12 protein-coding genes and 2 pseudogenes are annotated in these 14,610 nt (G+C 42.1%); 6 read left to right on the forward strand and 8 right to left on the reverse strand.

The annotated features are described in order from the left end of the window. Positions 1 to 186 precede the first annotated feature (186 nt). The 3 genes and pseudogenes from BGL89_RS15020 to BGL89_RS15030 form a co-directional block, all read left to right on the forward strand. Positions 187 to 1,156 (forward strand): annotated as a pseudogene (locus tag BGL89_RS15020) (IS630 family transposase); the annotation flags it as partial. Between the two features lie 96 nt (positions 1,157 to 1,252). Further along, on the forward strand, positions 1,253 to 1,921 hold the full coding sequence (locus BGL89_RS15025; RefSeq protein ID WP_286826381.1) for a HEAT repeat domain-containing protein: 669 nt from the start codon (positions 1,253 to 1,255) through the stop codon (positions 1,919 to 1,921). A gap of 61 nt (positions 1,922 to 1,982) precedes the next feature. Continuing rightward, positions 1,983 to 2,498 carry a phycobiliprotein lyase gene (locus tag BGL89_RS15030; RefSeq protein WP_286826382.1) on the forward strand — a complete coding sequence of 172 codons (516 nt, stop codon included), beginning with the start codon at positions 1,983 to 1,985 and terminating at the stop codon, positions 2,496 to 2,498. A gap of 252 nt (positions 2,499 to 2,750) precedes the next feature. Here the strand turns inward: BGL89_RS15030 and BGL89_RS15035 are convergent, their stop codons facing one another. Together BGL89_RS15035 and BGL89_RS15040 are read right to left on the reverse strand one after the other, a co-directional pair. Then, positions 2,751 to 3,683 (reverse strand): hypothetical protein, encoded by a 933-nt coding sequence (locus BGL89_RS15035; RefSeq protein WP_286826383.1) that lies wholly within the window; start codon positions 3,681 to 3,683, stop codon positions 2,751 to 2,753. Beyond that, positions 3,640 to 4,239: a DUF1517 domain-containing protein gene (locus BGL89_RS15040; RefSeq protein WP_286826384.1), complete on the reverse strand. Its 600-nt coding sequence runs from the start codon at positions 4,237 to 4,239 to the stop codon at positions 3,640 to 3,642. The genes BGL89_RS15035 and BGL89_RS15040 overlap by 44 nt, the downstream gene beginning before the upstream one ends. A 428-nt stretch (positions 4,240 to 4,667) precedes the next feature. Between BGL89_RS15040 and hpnH the strand changes: the two genes are divergently transcribed. Next, positions 4,668 to 5,684, forward strand: a complete 1,017-nt coding sequence (gene hpnH / locus BGL89_RS15045; RefSeq protein ID WP_286826385.1) for an adenosyl-hopene transferase HpnH — start codon at positions 4,668 to 4,670, stop codon at positions 5,682 to 5,684. 2 nt (positions 5,685 to 5,686) lie between these two features. On the opposite strand, the gene BGL89_RS15050 is transcribed toward hpnH, so the two are convergent. From BGL89_RS15050 to BGL89_RS15060, 3 genes are all read right to left on the reverse strand, one after another. Further along, positions 5,687 to 7,060: a DICT sensory domain-containing protein gene (locus BGL89_RS15050; protein ID WP_286826386.1), complete on the reverse strand. Its 1,374-nt coding sequence runs from the start codon at positions 7,058 to 7,060 to the stop codon at positions 5,687 to 5,689. A gap of 130 nt (positions 7,061 to 7,190) precedes the next feature. Beyond that, positions 7,191 to 7,640, reverse strand: coding sequence for a nucleoside-diphosphate kinase (gene ndk, locus BGL89_RS15055; RefSeq protein WP_002780036.1), 450 nt, complete (start codon positions 7,638 to 7,640; stop codon positions 7,191 to 7,193). A gap of 336 nt (positions 7,641 to 7,976) precedes the next feature. Continuing rightward, positions 7,977 to 8,783, reverse strand: coding sequence for a creatininase family protein (locus BGL89_RS15060; RefSeq protein WP_286826387.1), 807 nt, complete (start codon positions 8,781 to 8,783; stop codon positions 7,977 to 7,979). Positions 8,784 to 8,989: 206 nt separating this feature from the next. Here BGL89_RS15060 and BGL89_RS15065 point away from each other — a divergent pair. Continuing rightward, positions 8,990 to 9,434 (forward strand): annotated as a pseudogene (locus BGL89_RS15065) (transposase family protein); the annotation flags it as partial. Positions 9,435 to 9,546: 112 nt separating this feature from the next. On the opposite strand, the gene BGL89_RS15070 reads toward BGL89_RS15065, so the two are convergent. Both BGL89_RS15070 and BGL89_RS15075 read right to left on the reverse strand, forming a co-directional pair. Beyond that, positions 9,547 to 9,999, reverse strand: coding sequence for an O-linked N-acetylglucosamine transferase family protein (locus BGL89_RS15070; RefSeq protein ID WP_286826388.1), 453 nt, complete (start codon positions 9,997 to 9,999; stop codon positions 9,547 to 9,549). A 76-nt stretch (positions 10,000 to 10,075) separates the two neighbouring features. After that, positions 10,076 to 11,869 carry a tetratricopeptide repeat protein gene (locus tag BGL89_RS15075; protein WP_286826389.1) on the reverse strand — a complete coding sequence of 598 codons (1,794 nt, stop codon included), beginning with the start codon at positions 11,867 to 11,869 and terminating at the stop codon, positions 10,076 to 10,078. Positions 11,870 to 12,113: 244 nt separating this feature from the next. On the opposite strand from BGL89_RS15075, the gene BGL89_RS15080 reads away from it, so the two are divergent. Next, the gene (locus BGL89_RS15080; protein ID WP_286826390.1) at positions 12,114 to 13,169 is read left to right on the forward strand and encodes a Fe(3+) ABC transporter substrate-binding protein; all 1,056 of its coding nucleotides are present in this window, start codon (positions 12,114 to 12,116) and stop codon (positions 13,167 to 13,169) included. 402 nt (positions 13,170 to 13,571) lie between these two features. On the opposite strand, the gene BGL89_RS15085 is transcribed toward BGL89_RS15080, so the two are convergent. Then, a complete protein-coding gene (locus BGL89_RS15085) occupies positions 13,572 to 14,186 on the reverse strand; it encodes a DUF938 domain-containing protein (protein WP_286826395.1) in 615 nt (204 codons plus the stop codon). Between the last annotated feature and the right edge of the window lie 424 nt (positions 14,187 to 14,610).

The following is a 14,610-nucleotide window of genomic DNA, read 5'->3' on the forward strand; positions in this document are numbered from 1 at the left end:
ACTTAATAGAAGGGATTGAATCGGCTATGTTACAAGTTACTCAAAAAGATATTCGCAATTGGTTTACTCACTGTTGCTACTGTACCTCATACGCTAGAGAATTGCTATAATATAGTTTAAGAGTGAAGCAAAGCACTCATTGAAAACATGATTAACCTAGAATTCACTTAAGAAGAAAAGAACTCACTGTATTATGAAAGATTTCATCATCCCCATCCCCGGGTTCAATTTAAGATGGAAGTTCTTTAATTAAATAGTCAAAAAATACCGCACCCCAAAATTTGTCAGTTAGCAGGAATCTCGCCAAATACCTTATTAACTTATCTTCGACATTATCAAGAAGGCGGAATAGAAAAATTAAAAGAAATCAACTTCTATCGCCCTAAAAGTGAATTATAGTCTCAAAGAGAAACGCTCAAAAAATATTTTGATAAAAATCCACCAGCCACAATAAATGAAGCCGTATATAGAATAAAAAAATTGATAGGAATAAAACGAAGTCCCACCCAAGTAAGGAAATTCTTAAAATCAATGGAAATGAAATGTTTAAAAGTAGGTTCTCTTCCTCCTAAAGCTGACCCAGATGAACAAGAAGACTACAAAGAAAAAAAGCTAGAACCAAGACTAAATGAGGCTAAAGAAGGAAAAAGGGCTGTTTTCACTTTGTTATGGGAGCTTTTCTCGGTTTTGTTTGGCGTTTTGAGAGACTTTTCGTTAAGTCGCCGAGCGGGCGTAAACGCTTTAATGTTTTGGGAGCATTAAATGCGATAACTCATGAAGTTATTATGGTAACATATGACAGTTACATTACAGCAGATCAAGTCTGTGAACTCCGGTCAAAATAGCTGATTTAGGACTAATAATTCCTATCACTCTAGTATTAGATAATGCCCGCTATCAAAAATGTAAAGTTGTTGAAGAATTGGCTCTTTCTTTGTCAATAGAGCTACTCTATCTGCCGTCTTATTCGCCTAATCTAAATTTAATTGAAAGGCGGGGGAAATTGGTCAAAAAGAAATGTTTATATGGTCAATATTAGGAAAACTTTTCTGACTTTTTTTCAGCTATTTATGAATGTCTGAATGATGCCCATCTGAAACATAAAAAAGAACTGGATTCCTTGCTCACTCTACGATTTCAGAAGTTTAATAAATCCCTTAAGAAATCCTCAAGAAATCCTTTCCCCGCTCTCGTTTCTGAATTGCCAAGAATTGCGTTAGAATTAAAGAAATATTACAAGTGATTGACAAAAATGAGTAAGCCTGATATAAAAACCATTGCCCTCCAGTTAGAAAGCAGCAACTCCAAAGACCGTCTGCTGGCCCTGGCCTCCCTGCGAGAAGTGACCCCAGAGGAAGCTGTACCCTTGATCAAAAAAGTCCTTTATGATGAAATGCTGCCAGTGCGATCGATGGCTGTCTTTGCTTTGGGAGTCAAACAAACCGAGGAATGCTTTCCTATCCTAGTGGATTTGTTAGCCAATGATGCCGATTATGGCATTCGCGCCGATGCAGCGGGGGCCTTAGGTTATTTAGAAGATATTCGCGCTTTTGAACCCCTACAACGGGCTTTTTACGAAGACACACAATGGTTAGTCCGCTTTAGTGCCGCCGTCGCTTTGGGCAATTTGGGCGATATTCGGGCCAAACAGGTGTTATTATCGGCTTTAGATAGTAACGAAGCGGTTATTCAACAGGCCGCTATTGCCGCTCTTGGGGAAATCAAAGCAGTGGAAACCGTCGAGAAGCTTTTAACCTTTGTTAACTCCGATGACTGGTTAATCCGGCAGCGATTAGCGGAAGCTTTAGGCCACCTTCCGGCGGAAAAAACGATCGCAGCCTTAAAATTTTTGGTCAAGGACGAACATCCGCAAGTGCGCGAAGCGGCCCGTTTATCCTTGCAAAAATTGGCCAACGTCTAGGGATAGGATAGAATGAATAATCTATTCTTCCAGAGCGATCGATCTTTGCCTACAGCCATTCATGGACATTCAAGAATTTATTAATCTCTGTGCGGGTAAATGGTTTTCTCAGCGTACCAGTTATCAATTAGCCGCTCAAAAAGTTGCCAATAATAAAGCAGAAATCACCATCGATTTGCTGGCTGCCGATGCTGCCGATGTGGTGCAATTATGTTTAGAAAATAACTGTCAGTCCCAGACCAGTTTAGGGGGATGGAAAGCGACTTGGGATAATTCTGTAGATTATGGACAACCGAAAAAAATCAGTTCTAGCTATTTAGTTTGGCTACCTTCAGAGAATTCTTGGCAAGGAAAATTAATCAAATCGGACGGTAAATCGGCAGCGCTGGGAGAATATCGTCTCAGAAGCGATCAATCTTTAACTTTAACCATCGAGGATAATCACCATCGTATCGAGGAAAGAATCTGGTTTGCTAGTCCTAATCTGAGATTGCGTACCAGTATTATCCAGTCAGCCAATGGCGATCGCCAGACGGTTTTCTATTCGGAAATTCGCAAAATGGTTGCTTCTAAGTAGGGTTTGCGGCAAAAAGTTTTTCGGTGGGGGTAGGGTGTGGGGTGTGGGGTTTTACCAGTTTTGAGGTGGCCAATTACCTAATTTTCAGGGAAAAAGTCCCTGAATTTTCCCCCCGATCACTCCCATGTCCGTTACTTTTTGATTTCCCAACAAGGTTTTTAGATTTATTCAGCAAACCCTAAGTAGTTGCCATCTCCAATGTCTGAGGTGGGGAAGACAGGGTTAATCTTCCACCACTCCAGTCAAATCCTGCTAACGTCGGCCGCGTCTGCTGCTGCCGAAACCACTACGACTAGGGGTACGACGGGAACCGGAGGAACCGAAACTAGGAGAACGTTTGACATTATCAGATTTACCCGAATTCTTCAGGGTACTGGAACCATAACCGGAACCACTGGGTTTTGTGGTGGTTGTGGTGCTGCGATTGGGACTAGAGGAAGCATTACTGGGATAACGACGTAAATTGCCAGTAGAACGGAGAGTTTGCCGATTTTTGACTGCCGGAGGTGGACTATTATGTTTAGTCCGGTATTGATCTACTGCCTGATTATAGGTGGAACCGGAACCACCAAAACCGGTCATCACACCCCCCGGAGTATAGAGGGGAGGAACGTAATATTGAGGACGAAAGAGCAAGCTACCCAAAGCTTGACCAGCAACAGCACCGAAAAAAGGACTCCAAAAACTCGATTCTTGCCGAATCACCACGGTTTCCTGTTGTCCGGTTTGGGGATTGTTCCGCACTTCCGTGACATTGTGGACATACTCAATTTTAAAATCTTCGGTCATGTACAGGGTAGCCTGATCACCGTTGATTTCTACTGCGGTTTTTTCCCCTTTAGCAATGTTCTCCTCGGTTAATCTAGCCATTTGTAGGTTAGTGGTGCGAAAGAGGGGAGAAGTCCCCCCAGGGGTGTTTAACAGCATTAAGGTATAAGTGCCATCTCCGTCATCGTAGGTAGCTTGTTGCACCTCGTAGCGACCGCTACTAACCTGATTGGATTGTTGTCTTACACTACTGTTATTAGCTGACGGTGACTGAGTTTGATTTGACGAGGAACCACAGGCCACCGTTGTCCAACAAAGGGTAAGAATTAAAAAGATTGTCGTTACTTGGCGCAGCATAAGGGCAAAATTAAGACTATAAAGGCAGTAATTCGGGGAAGTTGAGTAATAGTTGCTCATTGGTCAATTCATCTCCCAATTGAGCAGGAGAAAAATGTACCTGAATCGCGCGCAGCCGACCTTGGTAGTGGAGGTTAATTATTGATTTTAAACCATCTTCTAGGGCCTCTCGATCGGCTAGGCTAGTTTCTAAAGCAGCGCTCTCACCCTCGAATGCTATTGTGATCATAATAACTAAGTTATCGGTGACGGGTAAAGTTAAGGGTTCCTTTTCCCCCACTTGTGAAGACACCGATTCACTTAGGTATCTGGCCGCAGAATCGGTAAACAGTTCGTTAACGTAGTCCCCCGCTTCCCCCTCATTCCAAAAAACATCGCCCTCATTAGCCACAGAAAACCAATAGAGGTTCATCTGCAGCAGATTTTGACAAATTTCTACTAAACCCTCTCCCATGACCTCCAAATCGCCTTCGGAATCGATCGCCTCCCGGCCGGTACGATTAAGAATACCGATCAGAGGTGCGATTTCTTGTCCGTAGAGATGCAAAAATAAGCGACAGACCACATAGCGAGTTTTACCCGCAAATTTCTTGAAGCGATCGCCTAAAGAACTCATAATAGACCTCTTGTAAAAATCAAAAATTGTCGTTAAGGTTAGCAGTTAGTAGTCTTGAAGTCATCAGCTTGATCAAGGTGATAAGGGCTAATTAATCGGATAAATAAAAGCTGATCAGTAGGGAGGCACAATTATTTGTAGGATGGGTTAGCGGTAGCGTAACCCATGCAGGTGTTGGGTTTCATGCTTCAACCCAACCTACCTTCAATTTGCCATTTTCTAGGCTCCTATGCCTTGATGCCCTGTTAACAGTCTATAATTAGGGTCTGCTGAAAAAGTTTTTCGGTGGTGGTAGGGTGTGGGGTGTGGGGTGTAGGGTTTTACCGATTTTCAGGTGGTCAACTACCTAATTTTCAGGGAAAAAGTACCTGAATTTTCCCCTTTATTCAGCAGACCCTAATTACTTAGAATCCTTTTGGTGTGAGCAAATGGCTGTCCAACTGCAACAAGCTTTAGTGGTTGCTTCCTATATCTTGAAACAGCGTCTAGCAGGGAAAAAGCGTTTTCCCTTAGTTTTAATGCTAGAACCTCTATTTCGCTGTAATTTAGCCTGTACTGGCTGCGGTAAGATTCAACATCCCCCGGAAATCCTCCGCAATCATCTCACCCCGGCAGAATGTTTCGCAGCGGTGGAAGAATGCGGGGTTCCGGTGGTTTCCATCCCCGGGGGCGAGCCGCTTTTGCATCCACAAATCGATGAAATTGTCAAGGGGTTAGTGGACAGAAAAAAATTCGTCTATCTCTGTACCAATGCTCTGTTATTGGAGAAAAGCCTGGATAAATTTACTCCTTCACCCTATCTTACCTTTAGCGTCCATCTGGACGGTTTAAAAGCACATCACGATCGCTGTGTGGATCGAGAGGGAGTATTCGATAAGGCAGTACAAGGGATTAAAGCGGCGAAAGCGAGAGGTTTTCGGGTTACTACTAATACCACGGTTTTTGAAGGCACAGAACCGCGAGAAATGCAGGAATTTTTCGATTTTCTCGCTACTTTGGGCATCGATGGCATGATGATTTCCCCCGGTTACAGTTATGAGTGGGCCCCTGATCAAGATAGTTTCTTGAAACGGGAGCAAACTAGAGCTTTATTCCGAGAAATTCTCTCACCTTGGAAATCAGGGCAGAAAAAGTGGAATTTTAACCATAATCCTCTCTTTCTCGATTTTCTCATCGGTGAACAAGACTATGAATGCACTCCTTGGGGTAGTCCTAGCTATAGTCTTTTAGGATGGCAAAAACCCTGTTATCTGCTCAACGAAGGTCATTACAAAAGCTTTCGGGAACTTTTAGCAGAAACCAATTGGGATAACTACGGTCGGGCCAGTGGCAATCCTCAATGTGCCGATTGTATGGTACATTGCGGCTACGAACCGACCGCGGCCATGGCAGCTTTTAAACTGGCTAATATGGGACGTGCCATGCAGAGTCTCATCGGAGTCTAGTCCTAAACTGATTCTAACCAGACGGCGGGGACTTGACTAGGGCGATCGGGTAATTGCATCCATCCCATTTCGCACAGACGAATTACCGAACTTAATTTTTCTACCAAAGCGGGATCGAAACGAATCCCGCTATAATTTTGACAGCGCTCTAGGGACTCTCCTAAATCTAGAGCTAGTCGGTCGCCTCGCGGTTGAGTTAATTCCTGAAAATAGGCTGATAATCCTAAAATTCTCGACTCTAGGCTGATTTCTTCCCCTTTTAAGCCGTTGGGAACACCGCTACCATCCCAGTATTCAAACTCATGGTAAATAATCTGTTGAATTGGGGCTAATTCGGGCATAGTGGCGAGTAATTGTGCGCCTAACACCGATCTATCCCGCCAAAATAACGCATTTGCTCCCTCTAACTGACTGGCACGCTGTCTAAAAACTTCGATCGGAGCCTCCGCTAGACCGATGCGGTATAATAAACCGGCTAATCGTAAGCGTCGCAATCTCAGGGTGGGTAAATCGAGCAATTGTCCCAACATTTCCGCTAAAGCGGCCACCTGTAGGGAAGCAAGGGGATTATCAATATCTCTTTCATCGACCTTTTGAGCCATTCTTAGAAAAGCTTGCAGTTTATTAGCGGCTAAATTTTTATTTAAACGGGATGCTTGTCCTTCTAAGTCGCTTAATTCTCGCGTTTGTCTGCTGACGGTGACTAACTGCTGTTGACTGGTTTGCAGATAGGTGACAATGCGAGAGACTACTCCCGTTAAATCCGTGGGAATGGGATTAATATTTTGACTAATTTCCTGCTGTTGTCTGCTTAAATCGGCCGCTAGACTGGGATTATAGGGATGCAGACGCTCAATTAAGATCCTAGCGGCTTTTTCGACTAAATCGCGATCGAATGTCCATAAACCGTAGAATTTTCGCTCCGTGTCTATTTGGGGTTGACTATCGGACCGGTATTCTTCCGGGGATAACTCATGACAGAGTACCATGGAGGCGTAATCGGGGGAAAGAATGATTAAATTCCACTCATTAACCAAACTATCGCTATTATCTAAGTTGACTAGCGAAACATTCTCTAAACTGCCGGTTTTATGCTCAGAAAAACCACTATCGGCCACGGCAGCGATCGCAATATGACGAGAAGAGCGAGCGATATCTAAATAGCGCTCTGCTTCCTGTAAATACCATTTACCCTGTTGAAAGGTGACTAAGACCAGTGGTTTATTTGTACTATCTGAGCTGCTAGTTTGCAAGATATGATCTTCAAGAGCATGACAGAGGGCCACAAGGGTATTCTTAAAATAGACCCCGTAACTGCTGGGTAATCGTCCCGATGAAGCTCTTTTTAACTGTTGTAAGCTGGATTCTACGGTCATAATTTCCGAATATTAGGGGGTTGGGGAAATGGGGAGAAGGGAGAGGGGAGAGGGGAGAGGGGAGAATAAATAAAAGCAATCTCCTGTCTCCTGTCTCCTGACGACCGGCTCCTGACTGCCTCAAAGGGGTTTATTCTACCACCCAGGGAGTGATTGCGGGAGTCCAATTAGCTAATTCTGCATCGCTAAACCAGAGACTAACTTCATCTTTGGCGGTATCTGGACCATCGGACCCATGGATAAGATTGCGTCCGACACTAATGCCAAAATCACCGCGAATCGTACCCGGTTCAGCATTGAGGGGATTAGTGGCACCAATAATTTTTCTAGCGGAGGCAATTACTCCTTCTCCTTGCCAAACCATGGCCACCACGGGGGAGGAGGTAATAAAATCGACTAACGAACGGAAAAAGGGTCTTTCCTTATGAACAGCGTAGTGTTTTTCCGCTAATTCGCTAGAAACCTGCATCATTTTCAACCCAACCAGCGTAAAACCTTTAGTTTCAAAGCGTTGAATAATTTCCCCCACCAGATTGCGCTGCACACCGTCGGGTTTAATCATTAAGAAAGTGCGTTCCATACTGCCTCTTAAAATTTAGTCATCGAAAAATTGCGTCCGAAACCCAGATTAACCCGGAATGGCATCCTAGAGAATGGCAGAGTTTTCGCTTAAATTGCTGAGTTAGCTTGCTGTCCGATTTAGGGTTTGCGGCAAAAAGTTTTTCGTGGGTGTAGGGTGTGGGGTGTAGGGTTTTAACCATTTTGAGGGGGTCAATTACCTAATTTTCAGGGAAAAAGTCCCTGAATTTTCCCCCCAATCACTCCCATCGCTGGCACTTTTGGATTGACAAAAAGTCTAAAAGTCTTATCGAACAATGTTTTTAGATTTATTCAGCAACCTCTAATTAATCTTCTATTAATATAACTTCGGTTGACGGAATTGATAAACATCAGCGATCACCTCTACCAAACCATTAGCAACGGATTCTAATAATCGATCGCCTTTTTCTTTACTTGCATTAGTAGCATCTCCCATCACTCCACTTTTAGTTAATTCCTTAGTTAACCAAGCAAAGGGTAATTTTCCCTCCATAGTTAACAAACTATTTTCTGGCAAACCTTGAGGATATTCTCGGACGGCCCGCTCAATTTTTACCTGTTCTGGCAGTAATGATAACATAATGCTAGTTTCCACATCTCCTGCATGAATACCGTATTCTAATTCATATTCCGAGAATAATGCAGCCGCATTGTGGGGAACTCGCCAAGTGAAAAAAGGAAATACTAAAAAATCGGGATATTGTTGATGAATATCCCTAGCGGCAATTTCCATAACTTGCGGTTGCCCGCCGTGGGAGTTCATTAATACTAACTTGCGAAAACCCGAACGATAGAGACTTTCAGCTATCTCTTGAATGAGGGTTAATAAGGTTGCTGCCGAGAGGGTAATCGTGCCGGGGAAAGACCAATGTTCGTTAGATTTTCCGTAGTAGAGACAGGGTAAAGCGAAAGCGGCGATGTTTGTATCTAATTTCTCGAAAGCTTTGCCTAAAACCCCTAAACTAATGGCAGCATCGACGGCAATAGGTAGATGGGGTCCGTGTTGTTCGATCGCACCGATGGGTTGAATAATTACCACATTTTCCTTATCCGGCATTGAATCTATATCTGTCCAAGTAAGATAGGGAAAATAACGATGTGGGGGAATAAAACCGTGCATCATAATTTTATTGGGGGTGAGGGATTATGGTTAGAGGAAAAATTACTGTTTATGTTGTAATTTTATCACTAATTCTTGGCAAGGTTGCCAATCGTCTTTATATAGCATTTATCTTAATGGTGAGGTACGAATTCTCTGGTTTTAGGGAACAGGCAACAGTAGCCAGTCGTCTGGGGATGATACCAAATTAGGTTACACTTCATCTTTATGAGAGCGGAATTTCCGTTCTGCTTGATTTTCTCGGAATACTGAACAGTCGCTTTGTCAATGCGGGTCGTCTGAAAAGAGCCGGTCAAGAATCTCTCAGTCACGAAACCATCTATCAAATGATCTATCAGAACTATCGAGATTGTGGAGAGCATCAAGAATACCTAGGCGGCCAGACGAGGAAAAAGAAAGAGTCGAAGCGGGGGGAAAAGTAAAAGTAAGCGTGGCGCGATTCCGGAGCGTGGCAGGATTGGCCAAGAACAAAACCGCATCGGAAATCAACCCTTGTCACCGAAAAACTTTTCCAAGAGATTCCCCCTGACAAAAGAAAAACCGACCCTTGTGACAAGGTCAAAGAATTTTGTGGACATCAAGAGTCTCGTGAAGAAACTAGGAGCAGATTTTTATTTTACTACTCCTTATCATTCTTGGGAAAGAGGATTAAACGCAGGGTAAGAGTATCTTAAATCCTTGACAAAATGAACTTTATCTGGTTTTCTTCCCCATACCCCACACCCCAACAAACTTTTTGCCGCAAAGCCTATGTAACCCTAAAGTTTTATTTACCTTCTCCTACTACAGATTGATAAAATCTTTCTAGACTTTCTACAGAGGTTCGATCGTTAAATACTGTATCGATATTCACTTTAGTATAATCTTTGATTGTTTGTCGCCATTGATTATCTAAACCTAAACGGATAGCAATTTCAATATAGTGATTTTTATCCGTAGCAATTGTCTCGGTTATGCCTAATTTTTTCAAGATAGCATAGGAATGTCGTCCGCGCATAAATTCCCCCGGACAGGTAACCACTGGCAGCTGACAGGCAATGGCTTCGAGGGTGGTATTTCCTCCCGACCAACTTAAGTTATCTAAATAGATGTCTGCTAATAAATTAAGCTGAAAATAATCATTTTGTTCTAGCTGTGGCATCATTACCCCATAATCTTGCCAATTGAGTCCATACTTATTAAAAGCTTGACTTAATCTCGACTGAAAGCAATGGGTCACAAATTCGCTACGATGGCAGATAAAAATAAATTGGCTGTTGGGAACTTGTCGAGCAATTCTAGGAAAAATTTCGTCATTACCAATATCTAAATAAACCAGAATATGTAACTGAGTTATCTAAAATATGTTGGGCAATTCTTTCCATATTAACTAAATTATCAAACTGATAAAAATAATCACTTTGCTCTTGATATTCTCTCGTAAAATTATCGAAAGTGTTATTAATGTCTATTCCATAACAATAAATTTCAAATTGTTCTCGATTTCGCCACTGCAACCATCCTTGAAACAGTTTCGCTACCGTGTGATGACGCAAGTGAGCAGAAATATAGCCAAGGCGAATTTTTCCCATAGGCATGGTTAGGTTTTTCACCCAATTAGGAAAGTTAACCGAGGCTATTTTATAAACTAATTTTCCATATTTTTTTTGTACTTCTAAATCATTTTTAGCCTGATATTGAAGATAAAAATTAGTTCTTAATCCAATACTTTTCCAAGCATCCTGTTGTTGATTAGTAGAGGTTAAATCAAGATTGGACAAGATATTATCTAACCGTTTCTCGTAGTTTGATCGATATAGCATAATATCTGCTTGAGTTGGGTAAACTATCGGCATTAACCGCATTAATTCTAACTTCAGAGATAGGTGATCGGGAAGATACTCTAAAGCTGATTTAATTGCTTGAATTGCCACCTTGATCGGATAATTATTTTGTAGTAACCAAATTAGGCGCAAATGGAAATCAATATTTTTTGGATGATAGCTAATGCCTTTTTTATACACTTCCAAAGCCTGTTTTTCTCCTTTGATTATGAGATGGCAATGGGCGCAATTTAAATAAAAGTTGCTATCTTCTACTTTAATTGCTAATAATTTTTGATAATAGTTTAGTGCTAATTGATAGAGTTTTCTTTGATAAAAATAATTACCTGAGTAAATATCGGCAATTTGTTGGTCAGCTTGCAGGATTTCCCAAAGGGAGAGATTTTGACTAATTTCTCGTCTATCTCCTGCCAGTTGTTGGGCAGTTTTATAAGCATTTTTTGCTTCTGTCCAAGCTTGTTTAACTAAATAGACATTGCCTAAATTGATATAAAAAGGATAAAAATCCGCTTGGCTATTAATTCCCTGCTGATAGAATTTTTCGGCTGACTCTAGCTGACCTAATCGATAAAATAAATTGCCCAGTTTATTATGAGCATCGACAAAATTAGCATTGAGATTGATCGCTTTCTGATAAGCTGATAAAGCTATATCTAAACGTGATTGTTTTTCTAGCACCCTAGCCATGGTATAATGATATAAGGCTTGATTTTCCTCTAATTCTATGGCTCGTGCTAAACAGTTAAAAGATTCTGTTAGTCGGTTAATTATATAGTATAAGTATCCTAAATCGTGCCAGATGTAAGCTAATTGTTCACGCCAAGATAAAATTCTTAAGTAAAAGTCCTCAGCTAAAGTATATTCTTGCCGATTAATTGCCTCTTGCACCTCTTGAAGACAGGAGTTTATCACCGTCAGGGCATAATTTTCTATTTCTTCATCCCCTTCTATTTCTTCTAATTCTAGCCACTGGAGATAGATTAATTTAGCTTTGGCAAACTGCCAGCAATCGAGATTTCTAATTATCTCTTTTTTGAGGAGCATAATTAAATCTTGACTAGACTCTGATTGTAATAGCCAAAATAACCAAATTTCTTGCGCTGTTGCTTGCTGCTCTAGCAGCAGATAAGCTAATCCCAGATAGGGATAATAATCAGTCACTTGCGGATGAACCGCGAGTGCTTGTTGACAAAATAACAATAATTGATTATAGTCTCCCGATGCTAACATTAACTCGATCGCTTGTTGGTTATCACTGTTGATCATTATCTTTGACTCTCGTTGCTCTAATTCCACAATACCCTCGATCGAGCTTCGGGTAACATCTTGGACTTATTGAACTTAAATAGCGATAGATTTAGGGATTTATTGGCTCTATTAAGGCAGAAAATCCTTATTCTACCCTGATTTTCCACTATCTACCGCCCTAGCTGGACAAATAATTTCTCGTGCAGATAAGAATTATTCTCAATAGCTGTATAATGGGAAAAGACAAGCCAAGAATCTAGCAATGAACGATAAAATAACCCGTAGAGTCTTTCTAGGCGCAGGAACAGCCACCTTAGCGGTAGCAGTGGGTCAATTAGGGAAAATAAACGAAGTTTCCGCTCAAACTAAACAATTAAACCTCTATTCCTCCCGTCACTACAACACCGACCGACGATTGTATGACAACTTCACCCGACAAACGGGAATAAAAATTAACCTCGTGGAAGGGGAAGCAGACCCATTAATCGAACGGATTAAAAGCGAAGGCAGCAATAGTCCTGCCGATATACTCCTGACGGTAGATGCGGGGAGACTATGGCGCGCCGACCAACAGGGAATTTTTGCCCCCGTCAATTCCCGCATTCTCACCCAAAGAATTCCTGCTAATTTGCGTCATCCCAAAGGTCACTGGTTTGGGTTTAGTAAACGCTTGCGGGTAATTATGTACAACAAAGACAGAGTTAACCCCAGAGAAATCGATTCCTATGCAGATTTAACCAATCCCAAATGGAGAGGAAAAGTCGTCACCCGGTCATCCAGTAACATCTATAGTCAATCTTTTACCGCTTGGTTAATCGACATCCAAGGGGAAACGGCCGCAGAAAAATGGTGTCGGGGATTAGTGGCTAATTTTGCCCGTCCACCCCAGGGTAATGATAAGGCACAAATCGAAGCTGTAGCCGCAGGAATTGCCGATTTAGCCCTAGCTAACACCTATTACTTAGCGGGGTATGCCGAAGAAAAAGACCCCGCTAAACGGGCAATTTATGACCAAGTAGGCGTAATTTTCCCCGAGCAAGCAGGCCGCGGCGCTCACGTTAATATTAGCGGTGGTGGTTTAATTAAAACCGCTCCCAATCGAGAATCGGCAATTAAATTTTTAGAGTATCTTTCTAGCAATGAAGCACAGAACTTTTTTGCTAAGGGTAATCGAGAATATCCCGTCGTTCCAGGGGTTGCTTTAGACCCTTTCCTGGCAAAACTCGGACGCGGTAAAGAAGATACCGTTAGCGTGGCTAATTATGGTCCTAATTTAGCCAAAGCAGTACAGGTAATGAATCGCGCCGGTTGGAAATAAGTTCTCGGTTATCAGTTATCAGTTATCAGTTATCAGTTATCAGTTATCAGTTATCAGTTATCAGTTATCAGTTATCAGTTATCAGTTATCAGTTATAAGTCCCGGTTCTTCGTTACTTGTTATGGTTCGATAGGGTGGCATAAATCGACTAAATCCTTATCTGGCGAGAGATTTAATTGATTAGTTCGCTCTAATCCCTTATAACCCTCGTCGATTGCATAACACAAACCGAAGAACCTAAGTCCCAATAGCTAAAAGCTGATTTAAGATATGAATCTTCTTGTGTGTGGTTTTTAAAACCCAGAACCAAAATAACTTTTGGATACGATGCACACTTGGCATTCATACCTCGATTCAGCAACGCCACTGATGACTGATTACTATTCACTGATGATTGCTATGTTAAGGCAATTGAAATAAAACCGAGAGATTATTAGCTGGCATAGGAATTACTTCTAACAATTGTAAACCTCGATCGCTCGCTTCTTGCACCACATCTTCTAAATTCCTAACTCCCCAAGCAGAGTTTTGAGAACGGAGAGAAAAATCAAAGCTTTCGTTACTAGGAGAAGTATGTTTTCCCTGTCGTTTATAGGGACCATAAAGATAGAGAATTCCCCCCGAACTGAGAATGCGACTCGCTCCCGTCATTAAAGCTAAACAAGCGGACCAAGGAGCGATATGAATCATATTAATATTAACAATGGCATTAATAACGATATTTTCCGTCTCTACAGCCCAAACTGACTGATGAACATCGATAAATAGGGGGCGATCGAGATTAGAACTAGGACAATAATCGCACCAACTGCGAATACTATCTAGAGCCAGAGGGTTACAATCCGAGGGAATCCAACGACAAGGAGCAAGACGAGGAGCAAAAAAAACAGCGTGTTCACCCGTGCCGCTAGATATTTCTAAGATATTCCCAGTCTTCGGTAAAAATTGGCTGAGAACTTCTAAAATCGGCTGACGATTGCGTTCTGTTGCCGGAGCGTATTGACGTAAATCAGACATAATTAGGGTTTGCGGCAAAAAGTTTCTCGTCGGGGCAGGGTGTAGGGTGTAGGGTTTTACCCATTTTCATAGCCCGGACTCCTTGATTTTTTTATTCGCCTTGGCTGCTTATCTTCCCAGATTATTTTCTGCAAGCGTTCGACGGTTTCTGGTGCAAAAAAAACGCTCTCCTGTTTCTACACGAACTCTGGCGGGAACATTTTCGATAATTTTGAGTAAAGAGCGAGAGGGATAGCTACAATGGATGTGTAAGGCTTTTGAGAATGTCCCGATCAGAACAGAATCGGCTTAATTCTTCTGAGAACATCCTGGAGCAACTGTTCTGGACACTTACCGTTGACATCCTCGCCGCCGTAAAACGGACGGCGATTCCTCACCACGCCACTTTTTTAGGGTGGTCGCTGAACGGGGTTGACGCTTCACC

It is taken from the genome of Microcystis sp. LSC13-02 (genome assembly GCA_002282935.1).
Taxonomy (GTDB): Bacteria; Cyanobacteriota; Cyanobacteriia; order Cyanobacteriales; family Microcystaceae; genus Microcystis.

What these genes read in the sequence shown, in the direction of transcription:
- BGL89_RS15085 (WP_286826395.1), bottom strand. Translation starts at nt 14,186, where the DNA reads ATGTCTGATTTACGTCAATACGCTCCGGCAACAGAACGCAATCGTCAG.
- BGL89_RS15060 (WP_286826387.1), bottom strand. Translation starts at nt 8,783, where the DNA reads ATGATGCACGGTTTTATTCCCCCACATCGTTATTTTCCCTATCTTACT.
- BGL89_RS15030 (WP_286826382.1), top strand. Translation starts at nt 1,983, where the DNA reads ATGGACATTCAAGAATTTATTAATCTCTGTGCGGGTAAATGGTTTTCT.
- BGL89_RS15050 (WP_286826386.1), bottom strand. Translation starts at nt 7,060, where the DNA reads ATGACCGTAGAATCCAGCTTACAACAGTTAAAAAGAGCTTCATCGGGA.
- BGL89_RS15035 (WP_286826383.1), bottom strand. Translation starts at nt 3,683, where the DNA reads ATGAGCAACTATTACTCAACTTCCCCGAATTACTGCCTTTATAGTCTT.
- BGL89_RS15025 (WP_286826381.1), top strand. Translation starts at nt 1,253, where the DNA reads ATGAGTAAGCCTGATATAAAAACCATTGCCCTCCAGTTAGAAAGCAGC.
- hpnH (WP_286826385.1), top strand. Translation starts at nt 4,668, where the DNA reads ATGGCTGTCCAACTGCAACAAGCTTTAGTGGTTGCTTCCTATATCTTG.
- BGL89_RS15080 (WP_286826390.1), top strand. Translation starts at nt 12,114, where the DNA reads ATGAACGATAAAATAACCCGTAGAGTCTTTCTAGGCGCAGGAACAGCC.
- BGL89_RS15040 (WP_286826384.1), bottom strand. Translation starts at nt 4,239, where the DNA reads ATGAGTTCTTTAGGCGATCGCTTCAAGAAATTTGCGGGTAAAACTCGC.
- BGL89_RS15075 (WP_286826389.1), bottom strand. Translation starts at nt 11,869, where the DNA reads ATGATCAACAGTGATAACCAACAAGCGATCGAGTTAATGTTAGCATCG.
- ndk (WP_002780036.1), bottom strand. Translation starts at nt 7,640, where the DNA reads ATGGAACGCACTTTCTTAATGATTAAACCCGACGGTGTGCAGCGCAAT.